Origin of the sequence: Diaphorobacter caeni (genome assembly GCF_015354245.1) — a bacterium.
GTDB classification, from domain to species: Bacteria; Pseudomonadota; Gammaproteobacteria; order Burkholderiales; family Burkholderiaceae_C; genus Diaphorobacter_A; species Diaphorobacter_A caeni.
Window position 1 is genome coordinate 17093 of sequence record NZ_JADKYZ010000014.1, and the last position, 19288, is coordinate 36380.

Below are 19288 nucleotides of genomic sequence, written 5' to 3' on the forward strand. Positions count from 1 at the left end.
CTGGCGTCTGGCACATGCACACATGGGAAACCATAGATCGGAGAATTTGCACATCAGATCTCGGCGACAAGTGGACTCGCTACTACTGCCGTTGCACGGTCTGTGGCGAACACAAGAAATTTGATTGACCACCCCGCCCCTCATGGGGCGATATTGGGAGAGATGAAAAATGATGAACTTGCTAACGCTGGACGACATTACGGCTATGATCAAGCTCAGCAGACACCATGTACGTGATGTGGTGGTCAAGCAACCAGGATTTCCAGCGCCCGTTCCGGGCTCTGGTGTACGTAAACCCCGCTGGAGCGAGAGTGCTGTGCGAAAATTCTTCGCAGGCAAGCCCGCACAAATTTCCCACAACGCCTGAAACCCCGCGTCAGCGCTTGCTTTCGATTCCGGCCTCGGGCACCACCGCATCATCGCTGTTTTGTGAGACCGCTTCCAGCAAGCCTGCACCTTGAACATGAGGCGCAGGCTTTTTTGTTGGCGCCAAACCCGCAGTGCCCGCCCCGCCGGTGATGCATCGCCACTGCGCCCCGGGCGCCGAAGGTAAAGGCACCACCGCATGCAAGCGCCCCACCGGCCCGACGCCAAGACGCCCACCCCAGCCGCCTCCACCCAGAGCTTCAGCGACGCCGAGCGCGCCGCCGTCTACCGCGCCATCCACGAGCGGCGCGACATGCGCCATTTCAGCGGCGGCAGCGTGTCCGACGAGGTGCTGCTGCGCCTGCTGCGCGCCGCGCACCACGGGCCCAGCGTGGGATTCATGCAGCCGTGGCGCTTCATCCGCGTGACGAGCGGCGCACTGCGCGAGGGCATTCACGCGCTTGTCGAGCAGGAGCGCGGGCGCACCGCCGAGGCACTGGGCGAGCGCAAGAATGATTTCATGAAGCTCAAGGTGCAGGGCGTGCTCGATGCGGCCGAGGTGCTGGTCGTGGCCCTGCCGCCCGGCCGCGAAGCCCACATCTTTGGCCGCCGCACCCTGCCCGAGATGGACATCGCCAGCACCGCCTGCGCCATCCAGAACCTCTGGCTCGCCGCGCGTGCCGAGAATCTGGGGATGGGCTGGGTGTCGCTGTTCGATCCCGCCGCTCTGGCGCAGCTGCTGCAGATGCCTGCGGGTGCCCATCCGCTCGCCGTGCTGTGCCTCGGACCGGTCACCGAGTTCTATGCGCGTCCCATGTTGGAGCAGGAAAAATGGGCCACCCGCGCGCCGCTGCAGCAGATGCTGATGGACAACGTCTGGGCGCAGGAGAGCCGTCTGGAAGCCGAGTCGGACGCAGCCGCGCCGCCCGATCAACTCCCGCGCGACTGACGACGGCGCCCGCGCAGCACGCCCATCCCCGTGACCAGCAGCGTACTCAGCGCTGCGGCCCATCCGGCACCACCCAGCGGCACCGGCTGCGCGGCGGACGGCGCCGCCGCCGTGACCTTGATGCTGACCGTTGCCGTCTCCTGCACACCTCCCGAGGTGACGGTGTAGGTGAAGCTGGTTGAGCCGGTGTAGTCCTTGGCGGGCGTGAACTCCAGTTGCCCGCCCGAGAGCAAAGCGACGCTGCCTTGGCTGACCGTTACCGGCGCTCCCACCACCAGCGGCCTGGAGTCGATGGCGGTGATGGCGCGATCCGGGTTGGAGAAGCTGTCGTTCGCCATCACCGCAATGGTCGTGCTCGTGTTCCTGCTCGCGGCGGCAGCATCGTTGGCGATGTCCTGCACCGGCACGACGGTGATGGAGACCTGGTGCGGCACGGCTTGCGTTCCGTCGCTGGCGCTGACGCTCAACAGCGCGCTGCCGTTGTAATCGGCCGTGGGCTGGAACACCAGCGCCGCAAGCGCCGCCTGCACATCGGCAACCGTGCCGCTCAGCGTGACGGAGGCGCTGCCGCTGCCACCCACCGTGGCGGCCTTGGCAGGGGTGGCTTTGGCGGATGACTTGGATGCGCCTGCAGTCAACGTGCCGTTCGTCACCGTCGCGGTCGCGGTGATCTGGTCGAACGAGCCGCCGCCCAGCCGCAGGCCGGTAACGGGCAGCGGCGTGTCTTCATTCGTCGACAAACTGAGCGGGCCGCTCAACGCCGGGGGCGCATAGGCCTGCACCAAGACGGTGATCTGTCCGCTTTCAGAGATGCCCGACTGCGGACTCAACACCGTGTAGCTGAAGCTGTCGCTTCCATCAAAGCCCACGGCCGGCGTGTAGACGACCGAACCATCGGACTGCATGGAAACCGTGCCGTGCGCAGGCGCGCCGAGTGCCGTGAGCGTGCGCTGCGGATCTTCGAAACTGTCGGCAGCGGCCCCGCCGTCACCGGTCAGCACATTGAAACCTGCCGCTTTGCCGAAAGGGGTGGTGATGCTGTCATCCACCGTATCCTGCACCGCAGCGATCGTGAGCGACGTGCTGCGGATCGGAGCGCTGAGTTCCATGCTGCCCACACTGGCCACCACCACCGCTCCGGTGGCGCTGGCCACCATCGACAGGGCCGTCATCGAATCGGTGGCCACAAAGGTCACGTCGCCACGCTGCCAGTCGTCGCTCACCCCGCTGGACTGAAGCGTGAACAACTGACCATCCACCGTGACGAGCAAGGAGCCACCGGAGTTGCTTCCCACAGTCACCTGCTGCCACTGCAGCGGAACGGTATAAGTTTGCCCCGGCACCAGGCCTGTCAGCGTGGTTTCGACCGCGTCCATCGTGGGATAACCATTGATGTAGCGATGCGTGAGCAGCAACATGGTCGTGCTCACGTCAGGCGCCCCGCTCAGATTGGTCATGGCGCCATCGGGCGTGGTGCCGAAGGCGTCCACGATGGCGGGTTTGCCAGTTCTGGTTCTCCAATCCATGGGAGGCTGCGCTCCGATCCCTCCACTCAACGCTGGCGCGTCCTTGCGCTGAACCCCGCTCGCCAATCCATCATCATGCAGAGTCACCGTGACCGGGACAGGCGTGGCGACCGGCGTATTGAAGTCCGGCAAGGGCACGTACACCATCGAAGCGAGCGCCGCCGACACGTCGACAGGTGCGCCGACCAAAGTCACGCGGCTGGTTCCATCACCCGTCACCGTAGCGGCACCGGGCGTCGACACCTGCAACACTCCGCCTCCCGCCAGACCAGTCGGGATGCTCACCACCAAGGTCACGTTGGCGCTGTCGTCAGCCAATGTCGCCAACGCATTCAACGCGAGAGTCACGTCTTCCGTGCCCGTTACCGAAGCCACGGTCAGTGTGGGCACCTTGTTGACCGGCAGGACCGTGATCGCTATCTGCCCGTTGGCGGTGAGTGCACCACCCTTTCCGGTGTTGCCGTTGTCGTTGAGCGCCATCACCAGCGTATCGCTGCCGACATAGCCCGGCGCGGGCGCATAGGTCAGCGCCTTGATCTTGTCGTTGATCTCGGCAGTGGTCCCGGTGATCACGAGGCTGGCGCCGGTCTGGGCACCCGCCGTGAGCGTGCCGTGGCTGACGGAGATCGTGAGCGACTCGCTGCCCGATTCTCCATCCACATCGCCAACCGTGATTTGCGTGCCGCTGGCTACAGCCCAGGCAAAGCTGGTGTCCATCATCGTGGAGCGCACCGAAAATCCAAGACCCTGCATGCTGATTCTGTTGAGCGCAATGTCGGTACTGTTGGTTGTCGTGCTGGCATCCGCAATCACGATGCGCGTGGCAGCGCCCGGAGCGGTGAAGCTGACCTGCGCGTTCGAGGCGTACTGATCGAGCTTCCATTCGCTGACGGGGGCGCCCCCTTGAAAAAGCGCAATGGGATTTCCCGTCGCCACGTCAATGGCCGAAACTCGCAGAAACTGCCCCGCATCCCCCCGACCGCCAGCGGATGTCGACGCGCTCAAGGTATAGCGCTCGCCAGGCACCGTCGTCGTGCCCTGCCATGCCACTCCATTGGGCGTCAGATCGCCTGCGTTGTAACCCAGCCCGTTGTACACACCGATGTACTGCACGTTGCCGGACATGTTCCATCCCTGCCCCTGCTGGACGAAGTTGCCGTTGGTGATGAGATCTTGTTGAATGGTCGGCGCGCTGTTGACCGCCGCCACATCAAAGTTGAACTGGCACGTGGCGGATGTGTGGGCCGGGTCAGGGTTGCCGGACGACAGCGGAGTCGCCACCGCTCGAAAGTCAAACGCCATGAGACCGTTGAGATCCGTATTGGGCCTCCAGACGACTTGCCCCGACGCAATTTCGCCTGCCGTGACGAAACGGTTCGGGTCGTAGTCCACGCCATTGACGAGCAAGGCGCCCTTGGCATTGACAGCCAGTGTCGTATACAGAAATCCGGCAAAGCCGCCACCCTCCGGATCTGCAAAGGAGTCGAAATCAGTTGTCTTGAGCTGGTAGTTGCCGTTCTCGTCGATCAGGCGCACCAGCGTGCCCGGGCAGGTCGGGACCGCCGCCATCGCGGAGCCCATGGAACAAAGCATCGCCACGGCGGCGGAGGGGAGCGTGCGAGCGAAAGGCTGTAGCAGCGGCATGATTGTTAGAAGATGTGTATTTCTATCAATGGTATGCGCTTCTTAGTTATTCAACAACTTCTTCGATGGCCTTCGCCATCTGCAGAGGCTCAATTGACATTGCGTGGCTCCAGCACCACATCATCCAGGCACGCCCTGCCGATCAAGCGTGCATGACACTGGTCAAAACATCGTGTATGATCGAATCCATCAGAACTGATCAATACCGGTCACTTATTACAAAATAAAAGAATTGGTTTCCGTTCAACACGAATGCTAGCCAGAGAGCCCAAGGCTCTCAGGTCTCAAAGCCGCCTCAGTGCGGCTTCTTTTTTTGTCTGCGCATTACATCGGCAGATGCCCATCCAGCCATCGGTTGACCCGGTCCACGCCCAGCCCGGCGAAGGGCCGCTGCACCGCGACGATGTACACCCGGTCATAGAAATCCAGCACCGGGCAGAGGAAAGCGTAGATCTGATCGGCTTCGAGCGGCGTCGACACCGCATACACGTTGTGGGAGAGCCGGGACCAGCTCGGAAACTCGTGCAGGACCTTCACGATCGCGGCGCGATTCGCTTCCGACACCAGTTCGTAGGTGACAAGGAAAACGGTCATGTCCTCTCCCAGCGTGACGAGTGGGATGAACATGTTAACCAAATGTTACCCATGACAACAATAAATACCCAAAGCCCTTGTCGCTTCATGGCGCACGCTCAATCGCTCGCATCCATCACCATGGCACCCGCTCGCGCCTGAACCACAATCCATTGCCATGATTGGCTGGATCACATATCAAAACATGGGTTGCCCACTGCAGGTCGCATGTCGACACTAGAAGCCCTATGAACACCTCTTCCATCCACTCCAGCGCAGGCCCGCTTCGCTGGGCCTCGCGCCGGTGACACCAAAACTGCGCTGTTCTGGAAGGACACGAATCGCGGAAAGAAAGGCTTCTCGCTCGACATCCGCCTGCCCGAAGGCCAGACGCTGTTTTTCGGGCTTCTGGCACAAAGCGACGCGCCGGTCGAGAACTTCCGCACCGGCACGGCGCATCGCAAGATGGGGCTGCAAGGCGCTGGCGCACTCGATGCATTACCGCTGAGTCACCTCAGTCGCTCTTGTATCCCGTCGCCTTGACGATGGGGGCCCAGTGCGCATTGAGTCGCTGGCGCAGCTGGGTCACTTCTTCGGGCGTCGTGCCAGCAAGCGGTACATAGCCGATGGTTTCGATCTTCTGGCGCACTTCGGGGCGCGCCAGTACCTTGCGGATGGCTGCGTTCCAGCGGTTGACATGGTTGGCGGGCGTGTTCGCGGGCGCATAAAGCGAGTAGCCGGATTCGACCACGAGCGAGGGGTAGCCGCTCTCCGTGAACGTGGGCACGTCGGGCAGTTGGCTCACGCGCTGCTTGCTCGATACCGCCAGAATGCGCAGCTTCTTGTTGCGATGGTGTTCGACAAACACGCCGATGCCATCGACGGCGGATCCGATCTGGTTGCCCATGAGATTGGTGACCATCACCGGCCCGCCCTGGAACGGGATGATCGACATGTCCGCACCCGACTGACGCGTGAAGTCGTAGGCCACGAAGTGCAGCACCGACCCGAGCCCCGACACGCCGACGGCCGCCACCTGCCTGTCCGCCTTGGCCGCCTTCACGTAGTCGGCCAGCGTCTTGTAGGGCGAGCTCGCGTTGACCGCGATGCCGTAGGTAAGTTCGGCCACCGAGGTGATGGGCGTGAAATCCTTGTCCGGGTTGTAGCGCAGATTGTTGTAGACCAGCGGCGCGATGACCATGGTGTCCATCAGCGTCATCAGCACCGTATTGCCATCGGGCGCAGCGTTCTTCAGCGTCTCGGCGGCCACGCGGGTGCTCGCGCCGGGACGGTTGTCCACGATCACCGGCTGCGTGAATTCATCCTTGAGCGCATCGACGATCACGCGCCCCATGACGTCGGCCGCGCCGCCCGCCGGAAACGGCACGATGAATCGCACCGGCACGTTGGACGCCTGCGCGAACGGCGCCTGCGTGGCTGCCAGCGCCGCCGCGCCGTACGTGATGGCCTGACGACGGTTCAGATGAAAGGGCTGATCGGACATTGATGACTCCATGACTTGGGCTGTGGTCCGGTGCGGGCAGCAAACGCCCGGACGAATGGGAAGTGAGTGCACGTGTTCTCGCTGGCGATGACACTGGCGCTGATGAAAAGAAAACTGCAAGTCGATCATCTGCAATGGGTTCAGGAATGTCGAATCATGTTTGGAAATAGCCTATCAGCAAATCGAATTGGCGCCGCCCTCCGGCAGTGGGCAAGATGGGCCCACGTATTCCAGATGCTCCGACCCCATGTCTCGCTCCGCAACGCCCAGCCTTCCACATTCAAAAGCCCCCGACATCACCGTGATCGGTGCGGGCATCGTCGGGCTGTGCACCGCCCTGTCGCTGCAGCGCGCGGGCCTAAAAGTCGCTCTGTTCGACGCGACCGGCGCGGGCAGCGGCGCATCGTTCGGCAACGCGGGGCTGATCAGCACAGGCAGCTGCATTCCGATCTCGCTGCCCGGCATGCTCTGGCAGGTTCCGCGCTGGCTGCTCGACCCGGATGGGCCGCTTGCGCTGCGTCCCGCCTATGCGCTGAAGGCGCTGCCGTGGGTGTTGCAATGGCTGCGCGCCTCCTCCACCGCCAGAGTCACGCGAGCCAGCGCAGCGCTCAACGCGCTGCATTCGCCCGCGCTGTCACGCTACCAGGAGCTGCTGGGCGACGAGCGCTTCGATGCGCTGATCCAGCGGCGCGGACAGCTTCACATCTGGTCGCAGCCGGGCAAGCCCAGCCTCGCCGATCATCTGGTCTCCGAATTGCGTCGACAGCATCAGGTGCCCACGACGCCACTCGACCAGCAGACCTTGCGTGCCCGCATGCCCGAGATCACCGAACGCATCCAAGCGGGGATCTGCTTCACGGAGCATGCCAACACCGTCAGCCCCCAGGCCTTGACCCACGCACTGCTGGATTGCTTTGTGGAACGCGGTGGAGAGCTGCAGATCCGCAGCGTGCAGAAGATCGACGCATTGGATGAGGGCTTTCGCCTTTGGACGAACTCGGGCGATGTCACGACACCTCGAATCGTCGTCGCGACGGGGGCCCATTCAGCGGAGCTGGTGCGACCGCTCGGCATTCGCGTTCCACTGGAATTCGAACGCGGCTACCACGTTGAACTGCCCAACCCCGGCGTCACGGTGCTCCAGCCCTTCATCTACAAGGACAAGGCGGTGGCGGTCACGCCGATGCAGACAGGGCTGCGTTTCGCCGGCACGGTGGAAATTGCGGGGCTGCGCCATGCGCCGCAGCCGCGCCGCATCGCATCGATTCTGAACACCGCGCGCGAGCTCTTCCCCACGATCAACACCGAGGGCGCACGCAGCTGGTTCGGGCTTCGGCCTTCCACGCCCGACAGCGTGCCGGTGATCGATGCACCGTCAGTGCATCCGGGGCTGTATCTCGCCTGCGGTCATGGCCACACCGGCATGACGGGCGCGCCGATGACCGGCGAGTTGATCGCGCAGTTGGTGACGGGCAAGGCATCCGGTCTGAATGCGGCGGAGTATGGTTTGAGCCGGTTTGAATGAGCCATCGCGCATTCCAACTTTTGCTGCTTTCTTAATCGCTTCCTGAAACGCTCGCCAACTCCGCGCGCGCCAGCCCGATGAGCTGTTCGATTTCGGGATTCACGTTCTTGCTCTTGAGCCGGTAAGCGCAGTAGCGCAGTCGGCTCGGTGAGCGAAATGGCCGCACCACCAGACGCGCCGGATCGCAGATCAGCGATGGCAGCGCATCAAAGAGCACAAAGCCCAGACCGGCCGCCACCATCGAGCACGCCAGAATCGCGGCCGGGCATTCGATCACCGATTCGGGCATGCGCTCGCAGCCCTGAAATGCGGCCTTGGCCAGCACGTCCACACCTTCGACGCTGCTCAGGGAAATCATCGGCTCATTGAGAAGATGTTCGGGAAGAATCCATTTCTTGCTCGCAAGCTTATGGCCTCTTGGCAAATAGCACATGATCGGCAGCTCGCCGATGACTTCGCATTCCACGCCCGGCACCGGTGGCACCTCAAGCCCGAATCCCAGATCGCACTTGCCCGAACTGACCTGCGCCGCCACATGGTGGGCCACGCGCGAGTGCACGTAGAACAGGGTCTTCTGCGCGCGCTTGGAATACTCGGCAGTGACACGCGGAAGAACCGACGCGCCGAACGCCGGCGTGCAGGCCACGGACAGGGCGCGGTGCTGGTCGTTGTTCAGCCGTGCGGCGAACGAGTTGATCGACTCCAGCCCCACGAAGGAGCGCTCGATTTCTGCGAACAACGCCTCCGCATGGGCGGTGGGAATCAAGCGCCCGCCCCGGCGCTCGAACAGCGCGAGCCCGAGGCGGTCCTCCGCGTCGCGCAGCACGTTGCTGATCGCCGGTTGGGTGACATGCAGCCGCGTGGCCGCCCCCGTGACCGAGCCGGTCAGCACGATGGCGTGAATGGTTTCAATGTGGCGAAAGCCGAGTTGTCGAGCCATGGCATGAGTAGTGGCGCCTCGCGCATGACGATGTGGCAGCGTGGCGAAAGTTGGAGAAACGAGGTCTGCGTTTGTACAGCAATTTTCGTTCCACTCCGCGCTCCCGGCGTTCCGACACGCCGGCGCAAATGCCGCCGGCCTCCTCGGACAGTGCCCGCGATCTCAAGGAGTGCTGCGCTTGACCTGCTGCCTGCCCAGATCGGTGATCATGAAGTTGCCTTCAAAGGTCTTGCCGACCATGCCCCATTCCAGCAATCGGCCCGAGAGGTGCTTCTTGATGGCGTCCGTGAGGCTGACCAGCTCGCCCATTTCCAGGCGCTTGAGCATGGTGAGCTCATCGACGGTGGGCTCGAAGACGGTGGCGTGATAGACGGCTTCCGATGCCATGGCAGTACTCCTTTGTGTCGCTTGTGTGGGTTCGACCGGAGTGTTCTGGAGCGGTTCCGGGCGCGAAGCGACAAGGGAAGTTCTCCTACAACGGACGGTCTGGAGCTTCCAAGGAGGCCGTCGCCAATGAGCTTAGACCTTTGCCTTGGGTCAATCATCAGGGTAAGTCCCGATCTCCCGCCATGCGCCCGAGCCAGTCGCTGAACGCGATGAGCACCGGCGCTGCGGGCTGCGCGGGCGTCACGAGGTAGTAGGCACGCTCGCCACGCAGCGGACGCGGGCAGGCGATGACGAGATCGCCACGCTCCATCTCGGCCTCAATCAGCATCGGCGGCATCAGCGCCACGCCCAGCCCCATGGTGGCCGCCACGGCGATCATTGAGAACAGTTCATAGCGCGGCCCGTCCAGCGCGCGCGGCGCGTCCACCTCCATCGCGTGAAACCACTGCTGCCACCCGTAGGGCCGCGTGCTCTGCTGCAGCAGCGGCATCTGCGCGAGCTTCGCAGGACTCACCGGCTGGTGCGCGCGCCCTCGCCCGCGCGGCGCGGCCTGCTCAAGCAGGCGCGGGCTGCAGACCGGCACAACGTCTTCCTGCATGAGCAACTGCACCTGCACGCCGGGCCAGTTGGCGACCTGATCCTCGGTGCCCGCATAGAGCGCGGCGTCGAAGCCCGTGTCTGAAAACAGAAACGGCCGCGTGCGCGTTTCAATGTGCACGACGATGTCGGGCTGCTCCCTCACAAGGAGCGGCAGGCGCGGAATCAACCAGCGCGTGGCGAATGTCGGCACCGCAGCCAGCGACAACGAACCGCCGTGGCCCTGATGCGCCATCACGTCGAGCGTGTCGCGCTCCAGCCCCTGCAGCCAGCGCGCCACCTGCTTGCTGTAGTGCCGCCCGGCCTCGGTCAGCGTGACGCCGTGGCGCGTGCGCCGAAAAAGCTGCACCCGCAACTGGTCCTCGAGCGCAAGAATCTGGCGCGAGACGGCGCTCTGCGTAAGCGCCAGTTCCTGCGCTGCGCGCGTGTAGCTTTCATGCCGGGCCGCTGCTTCAAAACAGGCCAGCGCCTGGGTGGAGGGAAGGTGTCTGCGCATCGGCCCATTCTATTCATGTATGCGTAAAGCGCATTTCTGGATGAAAACAACTCGCTTGCGCTACCTGTATTGACGGGAATAACATTCACTCATTCCCCAAGCCATGCGATGCACGCATTCATGACTAGGGCTTACCCTCACTCACCCTCTCACACAGGAGACAGCACCATGGCCAACGCACGCTTTCAATGGGACGACCCTTTTCTGATCGAACAGCAGCTCACCGATGACGAACGCGCCATCCGTGACGCGGCCGCCGCCTACTGCCAGGACAAGCTGGCGCCGCGCGTGCTCGAACAGTTCCGCCATGAAAAGACCGACGTCTCCATCTTCCGCGAGATGGGCGAGCTCGGCCTGCTCGGCCCCACCATCCCCGAGCAATACGGCGGCCCCGGCCTGAACTACGTGGCCTACGGCCTGATCGCCCGTGAAGTCGAGCGCGTCGACTCGGGCTACCGCTCGATGGCCAGCGTGCAGAGCTCGCTGGTGATGGTGCCGATCAACGAATTCGGCACTGAAGCGCAGAAGCAGAAATACCTGCCCAAGCTCGCCAGCGGCGAATACATCGGCTGCTTCGGCCTGACCGAACCGGACCATGGCTCCGACCCCGGCAGCATGGCCACCCGCGCCTACAAGACCGCAGGCGGCTACAAGCTCAAGGGCAGCAAGATGTGGATCACCAACAGCCCCATCGCCGACGTGTTCGTCGTCTGGGCCAAGGAAGTCAGCGAAGGCGGCGCCGTCGGCCCGATCCGCGGCTTCATTCTGGACAAGGGCATGAAGGGCCTCTCCGCTCCGGCGATCCACGGCAAGGTGGGTCTGCGCGCATCGATCACCGGCGAGATCGTGATGGACGACGTGTTCGTTCCCGAAGAAAACGCCTTCCCCGAAGTGCAAGGTCTGAAGGGCCCGTTCACCTGCCTGAACAGCGCCCGCTACGGCATCGCCTGGGGCGCCATGGGCGCGGCGGAATTCTGCTGGCACACCGCGCGCCAATACACCATGGACCGCAAGCAGTTCGGCCGCCCCCTCGCCGCCAACCAGCTCATCCAGAAGAAGCTGGCCGACATGCAGACCGAAATCGCTCTCGGCCTGCAAGCCGCGCTGCGCTTCGGTCGCATGAAGGACGAAGGCATCGCCTCGGTCGAAGGCACCTCGCTCATCAAGCGCAACAACTGCGGCAAGGCCCTCGACATCGCACGCCTGGCCCGCGACATGATGGGCGGCAACGGCATCAGCGACGAATTCGGCGTCGCCCGCCATCTGGTGAACCTCGAAGTGGTCAACACCTACGAAGGCACGCACGACGTGCACGCCCTGATCCTCGGCCGCGCACAGACAGGCCTCGCAGCCTTCGCCAACTAAAGCGGCCTGCCCGCTCCGCGCGAAGCGCCACTGCGCTTCGCAGCGGAAGCGGCGCCTTGATCACCCCCTCCAACGCCAAGACAGCCCCTCAGGCCAGGCGTCGAAGCCGCAGACAGTACTTCTGTACGGCAAGGCTTCGCAACGACGCATGAGGGGGCTGTCTTGGCGCCCCCAAACGACTCGACCTTCGAAGCCGACAAGGCTTCGTGAAGAAAAAACCAAAAAACAATGACCCGCAGCGCACTCTCAGGAATCAAAGTGTTGGACCTTTCCAGAGTTCTGGCGGGCCCTTGGTGCACCCAGATGCTGGCCGATCTGGGGGCAGACGTCATCAAGGTCGAACGCCCGGTGGCCGGCGACGACACCCGCCACTGGGGTCCTCCCTTTCTTCGCGACGACGACGGCGAAACCACGCAGCAGGCCAGTTACTACACCTCCTGCAACCGCAACAAGCGCTCCATCACCATCGACATGGCGACGCCCGAGGGCCAGCGCCTGATTCGACAAATGGCGGCGGAGGCCGACGTGCTGGTCGAGAACTTCAAGGTCGGCGGTCTCAAGCAATACGGCCTCGACTACGACAGCCTCAAGAGCGTCAATCCGCGCCTCATCTATTGCTCCGTCACCGGCTTCGGCCAGACCGGCCCGTATGCCGAGCGCGCCGGATACGACCTGATGGTGCAGGCCATGAGCGGCCTCATGAGCATCACCGGCCATGCCGACGGCGAGCCCGGCGGCGGCCCGCTCAAAGTGGGCGTGGCGGTGATCGACGTGTTCACCGGTCTCTATGCCGCCAACGCGGTGCAGGCCGCGCTGCATGCGCGCAACGTGAGCGGCGAAGGCCAGCACATCGACATGGCGCTGCTCGACGTGGCGATGGCGATCCAGTGCAACCAGGCCTCTGGCTATCTCGCGAGCGGCAAGGCGCCCACGCGGGCAGGCAATCTGCACCCCAGCCTCGCGCCGTATCAGGACTTCCCGTCCGCCGACGGCAACGTGCTGCTTGCCATCGGCAACGACGGCCAGTTCGCGCGTTTCTGTGCAGCGGTGAATCATCCCGAGTGGTCGGCGGACGAGCGCTTCGCGAGCAACTCCAATCGCGTCAAGCATCGTGCCGCGCTGCTCGAGCTGATGAAGCCCGTGATGATGACGCGCACCACCGCCGAATGGGTCACGCTGTTCGAGGACAAGGCCGTTCCCTGTGGGCCGATCAACACGCTGGCCGAAGCCTTCGACGACCCGCAGGTGAAGGCGCGCGGCCTGCGCATTGACCTGCCGCGCTGGGGGAATGGAACCACTGCCGCGCCCGATGGCGTGAGCACCGTGCCCGGCGTGACCAACCCGATCCGCATGTCGGGCACGCCGATCACCTACCGCAACGCGCCGCCCTCGCTCGGCCAGCACACCGATGAGGTGCTGCGGGAAATGGGCCTGACCGACGCGGACATCACGCGCCTGAAAACCGAAAAAATCGTTTGACCCGTCGCAATGCTGCGCCATATCAACCGCGGGGAATTCACCTGCAGCGCTGCGCCCATCCACCCCGGAGAATGGCCAATCACACGCCAGCCCTCCGACACCCCGCCCATCCACACAATGGAGACAAACCCATCATGACGATCCGCCGCAACCTTCTGGCTCTTGGCACTTGGGGCACCTTTGCCGCATTGGGCGCGTTCTGCACCACGGCCGTGCAGGCGCAGGACAACTACCCCACCAAGCCCATCAAGCTGCTCGTGCCCTTCGCGGCCGGCGGCACGACCGACCTGATCGCGCGTATCGTCGCCGAGCCGCTCGGGCGCGAGCTCGGCCATCCGGTCGTCGTCGACAACAAGGGCGGCGGTGGCGGCAGCATCGGGGCGGCCGAGACCGCACGCGCCGCGCCGGACGGCTACAACCTCGGCATCGCCACGGTCTCCACCACCGCGACCAATCCGGCGATCAACCCCAAGATTCCGTACAACGTCGCGACCGACTTCACCCCCATCATCAACATCGCCGCCACGCCCAACGTGATCGCTGCCAATCCCAAGCAGCCCTTCAACAACTACAAGGGCTTTGTCGAAGAGCTCAAGAAGAACCCCGGCAAGTACTCGTATGCCTCGCCCGGCAACGGCAGCATCACGCATCTGATGATGGAGATGTACAAGCTCTCCACCGGTCTCGACATCGCCCACGTGCCCTATCGCGGCAGCGGACCGGCCCTCAACGACGCGGTCGCCGGACAGGTGCCGGTGATCTTCGACAACCTGCCCTCGGCCTTCCCCTTCATCAAGGAAAAGCGCCTGACCGCCATCGTCGTGGCCGCTCCCCAGCGCGTGCCCGCCATGCCTGACGTGCCCACGTTCAAGGAGCTCGGTCTGGAGCCGGTCAACCGCATGGCCTACTACGGCATCGTCGGCCCCAAGAACCTGCCGCGCCCCATCGTCGACAAGATCAACGCGGCCACCCGCAAGGTCATGCAGGACCCCGCCATCCGCAAGCGCATCGAGGAAACCGGCTCCATCGTCATGGCCGGCACACCCGAAGAATTCGCCAAGCAGATGAAGGAGGAGTACACGGTCTACAAGGACGTGGTCGTCAAGCAGAAGCTGACGATGGACAGCCAGTGATCCGCTGACCACCCCATCACCCGAAGACCCCGGCACGACGTGACTGTCGTGCCGGGGTCTTTCGTTGTGGCGCGCGAATATCAAATCATCGGTCGATGTTCATTGCATGACTGCCAGGGAGGCCGAATCAACGCTCTTCCGCTCAGGGGGTGGTCAAGTGAATATCAGCCCCGAAGCGCCCATAGAGCCCGAGAGCAATGGATCATTGAACGCCATGATATTTGCCAAAATCACGCATCCACACACGACCCCTCCCTAGAATAAACACATACTCATACACAGAAATTCCCATCGAATTCAGGGAGTTGAATGACGGCGATTCCGATGAGCGTCGCATTCAAAAATGCAGAGAGGCGAGGACGCAGGTTTTCGTGGAGCCATCATGCATCTTCCACCACGGTCCTTTCGCGGACTGCTTGCCGCACCGCTTCTCTGGTGCATTGCGTTCACCGCCGCAGCCCAGCCCGTACTGACCTGCAACGATGCCAGCACTACGCCTTCGGTGATTCACCGCAGTCAAGTCTGGGACGTGGTCAACACCTACGCGGCTGGCTTCAACGACGGTACCACCACCTACCCCACCAACAACCAGATGAACTGGTCCGCAGGCACCGAGTTCGACGACTCCGGCGGCGATCTGAGCACCGGCGTGCTCACTGCGGCCAGCCCCTACGGCTACAACGCGCCGCCCGCCATTCCCTCGTTTGAAAGCGGCTGGATCGCCTTGGGCGGCACGACGCTCGCACCCTGGATGGTGGGACTCAACGGGAGCGACAAGCCGAACGTGAACCCCAACGTCATGTACTACTATCTCTACCAGTTCAACATGGACCCGCAGGCAGATCCCGCGCAGTTCGGCATGACGTTCGGCGACTACGCGTTTGATGACCGCGTCAAGGGCATCTACCTCAACGGCACGCTGATCCAGACCACGAGCGATCCGAGTTCCCTCACCGCCACCATCGCGAGCCTGTCCCTGCTGCCGCCCACCGCCAACTTCCAGGCCGGGTTGAACGAAATCGTCATCGCCATTCTGAACATCGGCGACCCCGCCAATCCCCCTCTTTACCTCTCGCCCATCGGCAACCCGAGCATCACGGCCCTGCGCCTTGGGCGAGCCCAGATTTCGGATTGCACGCCTCCACCCACCGCCAGCCCGCCCCTTCCGCCTGTTCCACCCGGCGGCATGCTGACGTCGAATTCGGCCATCTCGTATGCAGGCACCGTCACCAATTGGGGCACGGCCACCACGGTGGATGTCTATGTTCAGAACGTCGACACGTCGCAACTGAGCGGCCCCTATGTAGCCACCATCGATCCCATCACCGGAACCTACACCTACGCGAATGCGCCCAACCTGCCGGCGGGCCACTACCTGACGCAGGCCCTGATGACCATTCCGATCACGGATCCCGTCAGGCCGGGGCGGGTGGCCATCTCCGAGATTGGCGAGTTCTTCGTCGCGGGCCTCACGATGGCGCCGCCCGCCAATGTCGACACCGCCACGCCGGCCACCATCTCCGGCCAGATCCTCTATCACGGCAGCGCCACCACCGTGAACGTGACGGTGACGAACACCGACACGCTGCAGAGCTTTGGCCCCTATCCGGCCGCCATCCAGCCCGACGGCAGCTACAGCGTGAACACGGCCCTGCTGCCCGCAGGCAGCTACACGGCGGTGGCGGCCATCGCCGGGGCGGCCGACCTGCAGGTCACCGGCAATTTCACCGTCAACGCAGCACCGGTCACCGGCATCACGGTCACGCCGCCGCCCACGCTCGACCCCACGCAGAGTCCGAACATCACCGGCCAGGTGACCCACCCCGGCACCGCCACGACGGTGAGCGTGATCATCACCAACCCCGCCTCCTCGCAGACCTACGGCCCGTTCGTCGTGCCCATTCAGCCCGATGGTTCCTACGGCGCCACCTCGGCGCCGCTGCCACCGGGCAGCTACACCGTCACGGCAACGGCCAACGGGGCCTCGGCCACCGGAAGTTTCGCGGTGGTCGGGCAGCCGGTGACTCAGGCGGCCACGCCGGTCACCGCGCTCCATGCATGGGCGCTTGCACTGCTGAGCGGTCTGCTCGCGGTGCTGGGTTGGTCGAGGATGCGCGGACATCCGGTCCGCTAGAAAACGACTTGACTGGCGGCTCCCGACCTGTCAATTCTGCGGTGCGGGCGAGAAGGTACCGGCCCACTTCCAGGTGGCGAACGCGCACCAGAGCAGTCCGATGACGGCCAGGCTGCCGCCCACCGTTCCCAGATGCTGCAACCCGGCATGCGTTCCCACCTGACTGCCGAGCAGCGCGCCCGCGCCGATGCCGACGTTGAACAGTCCCGAGAACAGCGACATGCCGACGTCCGTGGCGTCGGACGCCAGGCGCAGCACCTTGGCCTGCAGCGGCAGCACCATGCAGAGCATCGCCACGCCCCAGACCGAGCACACGACGTAGAGCGCCAGTTGCGAATGCGTGCTTGGCAGCAGCAGCCACAGGCAGGACGTCACCAGAGCGATGGCGAGCAGCAAAAAGGCGCGCGGCCAGCGCATGCCGAAGGCGCTGAAGCACACGCTGCCCACGATGCCCATGCCGCCGTACAGCAGCAGCACCCAGGTGGTCACATCGTTGCTCAAGCCCGCCACATGCTGGATCAGCGGTTCGATATAGCTGTAGACGGTGAACTGCGCCGTCACCATCACGATCAGCAGCGCGTAGGTGGCGACCAGAGCGGGGCGCTTGAGCAGCATCGGAATGCTGCTGGCCGAGCCCGCGTTTTCGCTGGGCAGTGACGGCAACAGGCGCCACAGCGTGAGCATCACCACCAAGGCGACAAAGCCGATGGCGCCGAACGTCGTGCGCCAGCCCAGCGCCTCGCCGACGATGCGGCCGAGCGGAATGCCGAGCACCATCGCCAGCGTCGTGCCCGTGGCAAGCAGGCCCAGCGCCTGCGCCTTCTTGCCCGCAGGCGCGACACGCACTGCCAGCGCCGCCGTGATCGACCAGAACACCGCATGCGCGACCGCGATGCCGATGCGGCTGACCAGCAGCGTCACGTAACTCCATGCAAACGCCGACAGCACATGGCTCACGATGAACAGCACGAACACGCCCATCAGCAGACGCCGACGCTCAAGCTGGCTGGTCGCCAGCATGGCGGGCAGCGACACCAGCGCCACGACCCACGCGTAGATGGTGAGCATCAGCCCGATCTGCTCGGTGCGCATGCCGAAGCTGCCGCCGATGTCGCTGAGCAGACCGACCGGCACGAACTCGGTGGTGTTGAAAACGAACGCGGCCAGCGCCAGGGCGATGACGCTCATCCAGGCCTGTGCGGGCGTGCGCGAGTCCTGCACCGCAGAGGGTGCGGAAGAAAAGTTGTCGGGAGAAGAAGTGGTATCGAAAGCGGACATGGAGAAAAGGCAGACTCACGCGCGCACAGAAAATGCTGCGGCGCAACAAGTGAAATTGTCCGCGCATTTCATGTGGCGCTCAGAGCCCCGCCCCTATGGCCCCGAGACCCTATGGGGTCACAGGGCCGTCACTTGGCAGGAATAGTCAACTGTGCACCAACGCCGGTCAGCCTTGCGGATCGTGGCAGACGGCTTCGATGTTGTGGCCGTCCGGGTCGAGCACAAAGGCGCCATAATAGCTCGGGTGATAGTGAGGCCGCACGCCCGGCGCGCCGTTGTCTCGCCCACCGGCCGCGATGGCCGCCTTGTAGAAGGCGTCGACCACCGCACGGGAGCGCGCCCGGAACGCGACATGGACGATGGGCTGATTGGGCGTGCCACGGCTGATCCAGAAGTCAGGCTTGGGCGGCTCGCCAAATCCCGCCGTATCGGTATGCCCGGTCTCTGCGGCGGACACCGCCATCAGCTTGGCGTAGCCGAGCGGCGCAAGCGCCTTTTCATAGAACGCAATGGATTTGGCGAAGTCCGAGACCATGACGCCGGTGTGATCGATCATGAAGTACCCCTCTTGAATGGCTGGATGGAAACCCAGTCATTTGAGTATGTCCGACATGATCGATCCTGTCCACGGAATCGGTGAAGGAAACTCAGTACGCAACCGTGAAGCGCTCGCGCCGGTGCGTGCCCTGCTCCAGCGCATCCACCAGCGCCACGGCCAGATCGGCCGCCGAGATCGTGCCGGGCGCGCCGTCGGGCTGCATCAGCGGCTCGTCCTTGCCGACGCGGTACTGGCCGGTGCGCTCGCCGCGATCGCCCAGATGCAGGGCAATCGGCGGGCTCAGCAGGGTCCAGTCGAGGGTGGTTTCGCCCTGCAGCTCCGTCAGCATGTCGCGCGCCGCGGTGGCTCCCGGCTTGATCGCTGCGGGGAAATCGGGTGAATCCACCAGTTGCTGGCCGTTGATGTAGAGGCTGCCGGCACCGCCGACGACCAGATAGCGTCCCACGCCCGCCGCCTTCGTGCCTGCAAGAATGGCGCGCGAGCCGGTCATGAAATCGTTGTAGATGTTCGGGTTCGTCCAACCGGCGTTGTAGGCGCTGACCACCGCGTCCACGCCACCCACACCGTTCAGGGCTGCCTCGACGTCTTCGGCCTTGAGCACATCGGCGCGCACCACCTTGAGGCGGTCGCGCGCGGCGAGCTTTTCGGGATGACGCGCAAGCGCCGTCACCTCGTGACCGCGTTGCAGCAGCTCGTCCAGCAGTGCTGCGCCTACGAAACCGGTGGCTCCAATCAATGCGACTTTCATGTTCGTGTCCTTTTCGTTCAATACGTTGTCTGGTTCAGGACTCCACTTTAGGTACTTCCGAACCAGCTGATAAGTCAGCAGATTT

General features: G+C 63.9%; 16 protein-coding genes. 7 read left to right on the top strand and 9 right to left on the bottom strand.

Features of this window, described 5'->3' with window-relative positions; translation table 11 throughout:
* The first annotated feature begins 565 nt into the window (after window positions 1-565).
* Entirely contained in the window at window positions 566-1315 is a 750-nt protein-coding gene (bluB, locus tag ISG32_RS25695; protein ID WP_194773860.1) for a 5,6-dimethylbenzimidazole synthase, read from the top strand.
* On the opposite strand, the gene ISG32_RS25700 is transcribed toward bluB, so the two are convergent.
* Together ISG32_RS25700 and ISG32_RS25705 are read right to left on the bottom strand one after the other, a co-directional pair.
* Window positions 1297-4422, bottom strand: coding sequence for an Ig-like domain-containing protein (locus tag ISG32_RS25700; protein ID WP_194773861.1), 3126 nt, complete (start codon window positions 4420-4422; stop codon window positions 1297-1299). The two genes, bluB and ISG32_RS25700, sit on opposite strands and share 19 nt — an antisense overlap.
* Before the next feature lie 387 nt (window positions 4423-4809).
* A complete protein-coding gene (locus ISG32_RS25705) occupies window positions 4810-5079 on the bottom strand; it encodes a hypothetical protein (RefSeq protein WP_194773862.1) in 270 nt (89 codons plus the stop codon).
* Window positions 5080-5379: 300 nt separating this feature from the next.
* Between ISG32_RS25705 and ISG32_RS27805 the strand changes: the two genes are divergently transcribed.
* Window positions 5380-5601: a CoA transferase gene (locus tag ISG32_RS27805; RefSeq protein ID WP_194773914.1), complete on the top strand. Its 222-nt coding sequence runs from the start codon at window positions 5380-5382 to the stop codon at window positions 5599-5601.
* On the opposite strand, the gene ISG32_RS25715 is transcribed toward ISG32_RS27805, so the two are convergent.
* Window positions 5573-6562, bottom strand: coding sequence for a tripartite tricarboxylate transporter substrate-binding protein (locus ISG32_RS25715; protein ID WP_228530119.1), 990 nt, complete (start codon window positions 6560-6562; stop codon window positions 5573-5575). The two genes, ISG32_RS27805 and ISG32_RS25715, sit on opposite strands and share 29 nt — an antisense overlap.
* A gap of 247 nt (window positions 6563-6809) precedes the next feature.
* Here ISG32_RS25715 and ISG32_RS25720 point away from each other — a divergent pair, with 247 nt between their 5' ends.
* Window positions 6810-8087, top strand: coding sequence for an NAD(P)/FAD-dependent oxidoreductase (locus tag ISG32_RS25720; protein ID WP_194773864.1), 1278 nt, complete (start codon window positions 6810-6812; stop codon window positions 8085-8087).
* A gap of 31 nt (window positions 8088-8118) precedes the next feature.
* Here the strand turns inward: ISG32_RS25720 and ISG32_RS25725 are convergent, their stop codons facing one another.
* The 3 genes from ISG32_RS25725 to ISG32_RS25735 all read right to left on the bottom strand — a co-directional run bounded on the left by ISG32_RS25725 (window position 8119) and on the right by ISG32_RS25735 (window position 10507).
* Complete coding sequence (locus tag ISG32_RS25725) at window positions 8119-9027, bottom strand: LysR substrate-binding domain-containing protein (protein ID WP_194773865.1); 909 nt, start codon at window positions 9025-9027, stop codon at window positions 8119-8121.
* Between the two features lie 162 nt (window positions 9028-9189).
* Window positions 9190-9414 (bottom strand): hypothetical protein, encoded by a 225-nt coding sequence (locus ISG32_RS25730; RefSeq protein WP_194773866.1) that lies wholly within the window; start codon window positions 9412-9414, stop codon window positions 9190-9192.
* 157 nt (window positions 9415-9571) lie between these two features.
* The gene (locus tag ISG32_RS25735) at window positions 9572-10507 is read right to left on the bottom strand and encodes a LysR family transcriptional regulator (protein WP_194773867.1); all 936 of its coding nucleotides are present in this window, start codon (window positions 10505-10507) and stop codon (window positions 9572-9574) included.
* 168 nt (window positions 10508-10675) lie between these two features.
* On the opposite strand from ISG32_RS25735, the gene ISG32_RS25740 reads away from it, so the two are divergent.
* The 4 genes from ISG32_RS25740 to ISG32_RS25755 all read left to right on the top strand — a co-directional run bounded on the left by ISG32_RS25740 (window position 10676) and on the right by ISG32_RS25755 (window position 16618).
* Entirely contained in the window at window positions 10676-11872 is a 1197-nt protein-coding gene (locus tag ISG32_RS25740; RefSeq protein ID WP_194773868.1) for an acyl-CoA dehydrogenase, read from the top strand.
* Window positions 11873-12100: 228 nt separating this feature from the next.
* Window positions 12101-13351, top strand: coding sequence for a CaiB/BaiF CoA transferase family protein (locus ISG32_RS25745; RefSeq protein ID WP_194773869.1), 1251 nt, complete (start codon window positions 12101-12103; stop codon window positions 13349-13351).
* A gap of 134 nt (window positions 13352-13485) precedes the next feature.
* Window positions 13486-14484 (top strand): tripartite tricarboxylate transporter substrate binding protein BugE, encoded by a 999-nt coding sequence (locus tag ISG32_RS25750; protein ID WP_194773870.1) that lies wholly within the window; start codon window positions 13486-13488, stop codon window positions 14482-14484.
* 382 nt (window positions 14485-14866) lie between these two features.
* Window positions 14867-16618 carry a hypothetical protein gene (locus ISG32_RS25755; RefSeq protein ID WP_194773871.1) on the top strand — a complete coding sequence of 584 codons (1752 nt, stop codon included), beginning with the start codon at window positions 14867-14869 and terminating at the stop codon, window positions 16616-16618.
* Window positions 16619-16648: 30 nt separating this feature from the next.
* Here ISG32_RS25755 and ISG32_RS25760 read toward each other — a convergent pair whose 3' ends face one another.
* The 3 genes from ISG32_RS25760 to ISG32_RS25770 all read right to left on the bottom strand — a co-directional run bounded on the left by ISG32_RS25760 (window position 16649) and on the right by ISG32_RS25770 (window position 19203).
* Window positions 16649-17896 carry a sugar transporter gene (locus ISG32_RS25760; RefSeq protein WP_194773872.1) on the bottom strand — a complete coding sequence of 416 codons (1248 nt, stop codon included), beginning with the start codon at window positions 17894-17896 and terminating at the stop codon, window positions 16649-16651.
* A gap of 166 nt (window positions 17897-18062) precedes the next feature.
* A complete protein-coding gene (locus ISG32_RS25765; protein ID WP_194773873.1) occupies window positions 18063-18452 on the bottom strand; it encodes a VOC family protein in 390 nt (129 codons plus the stop codon).
* A gap of 91 nt (window positions 18453-18543) precedes the next feature.
* Window positions 18544-19203, bottom strand: coding sequence for an NAD(P)-dependent oxidoreductase (locus ISG32_RS25770; protein ID WP_194773874.1), 660 nt, complete (start codon window positions 19201-19203; stop codon window positions 18544-18546).
* Window positions 19204-19288 lie beyond the last annotated feature (85 nt).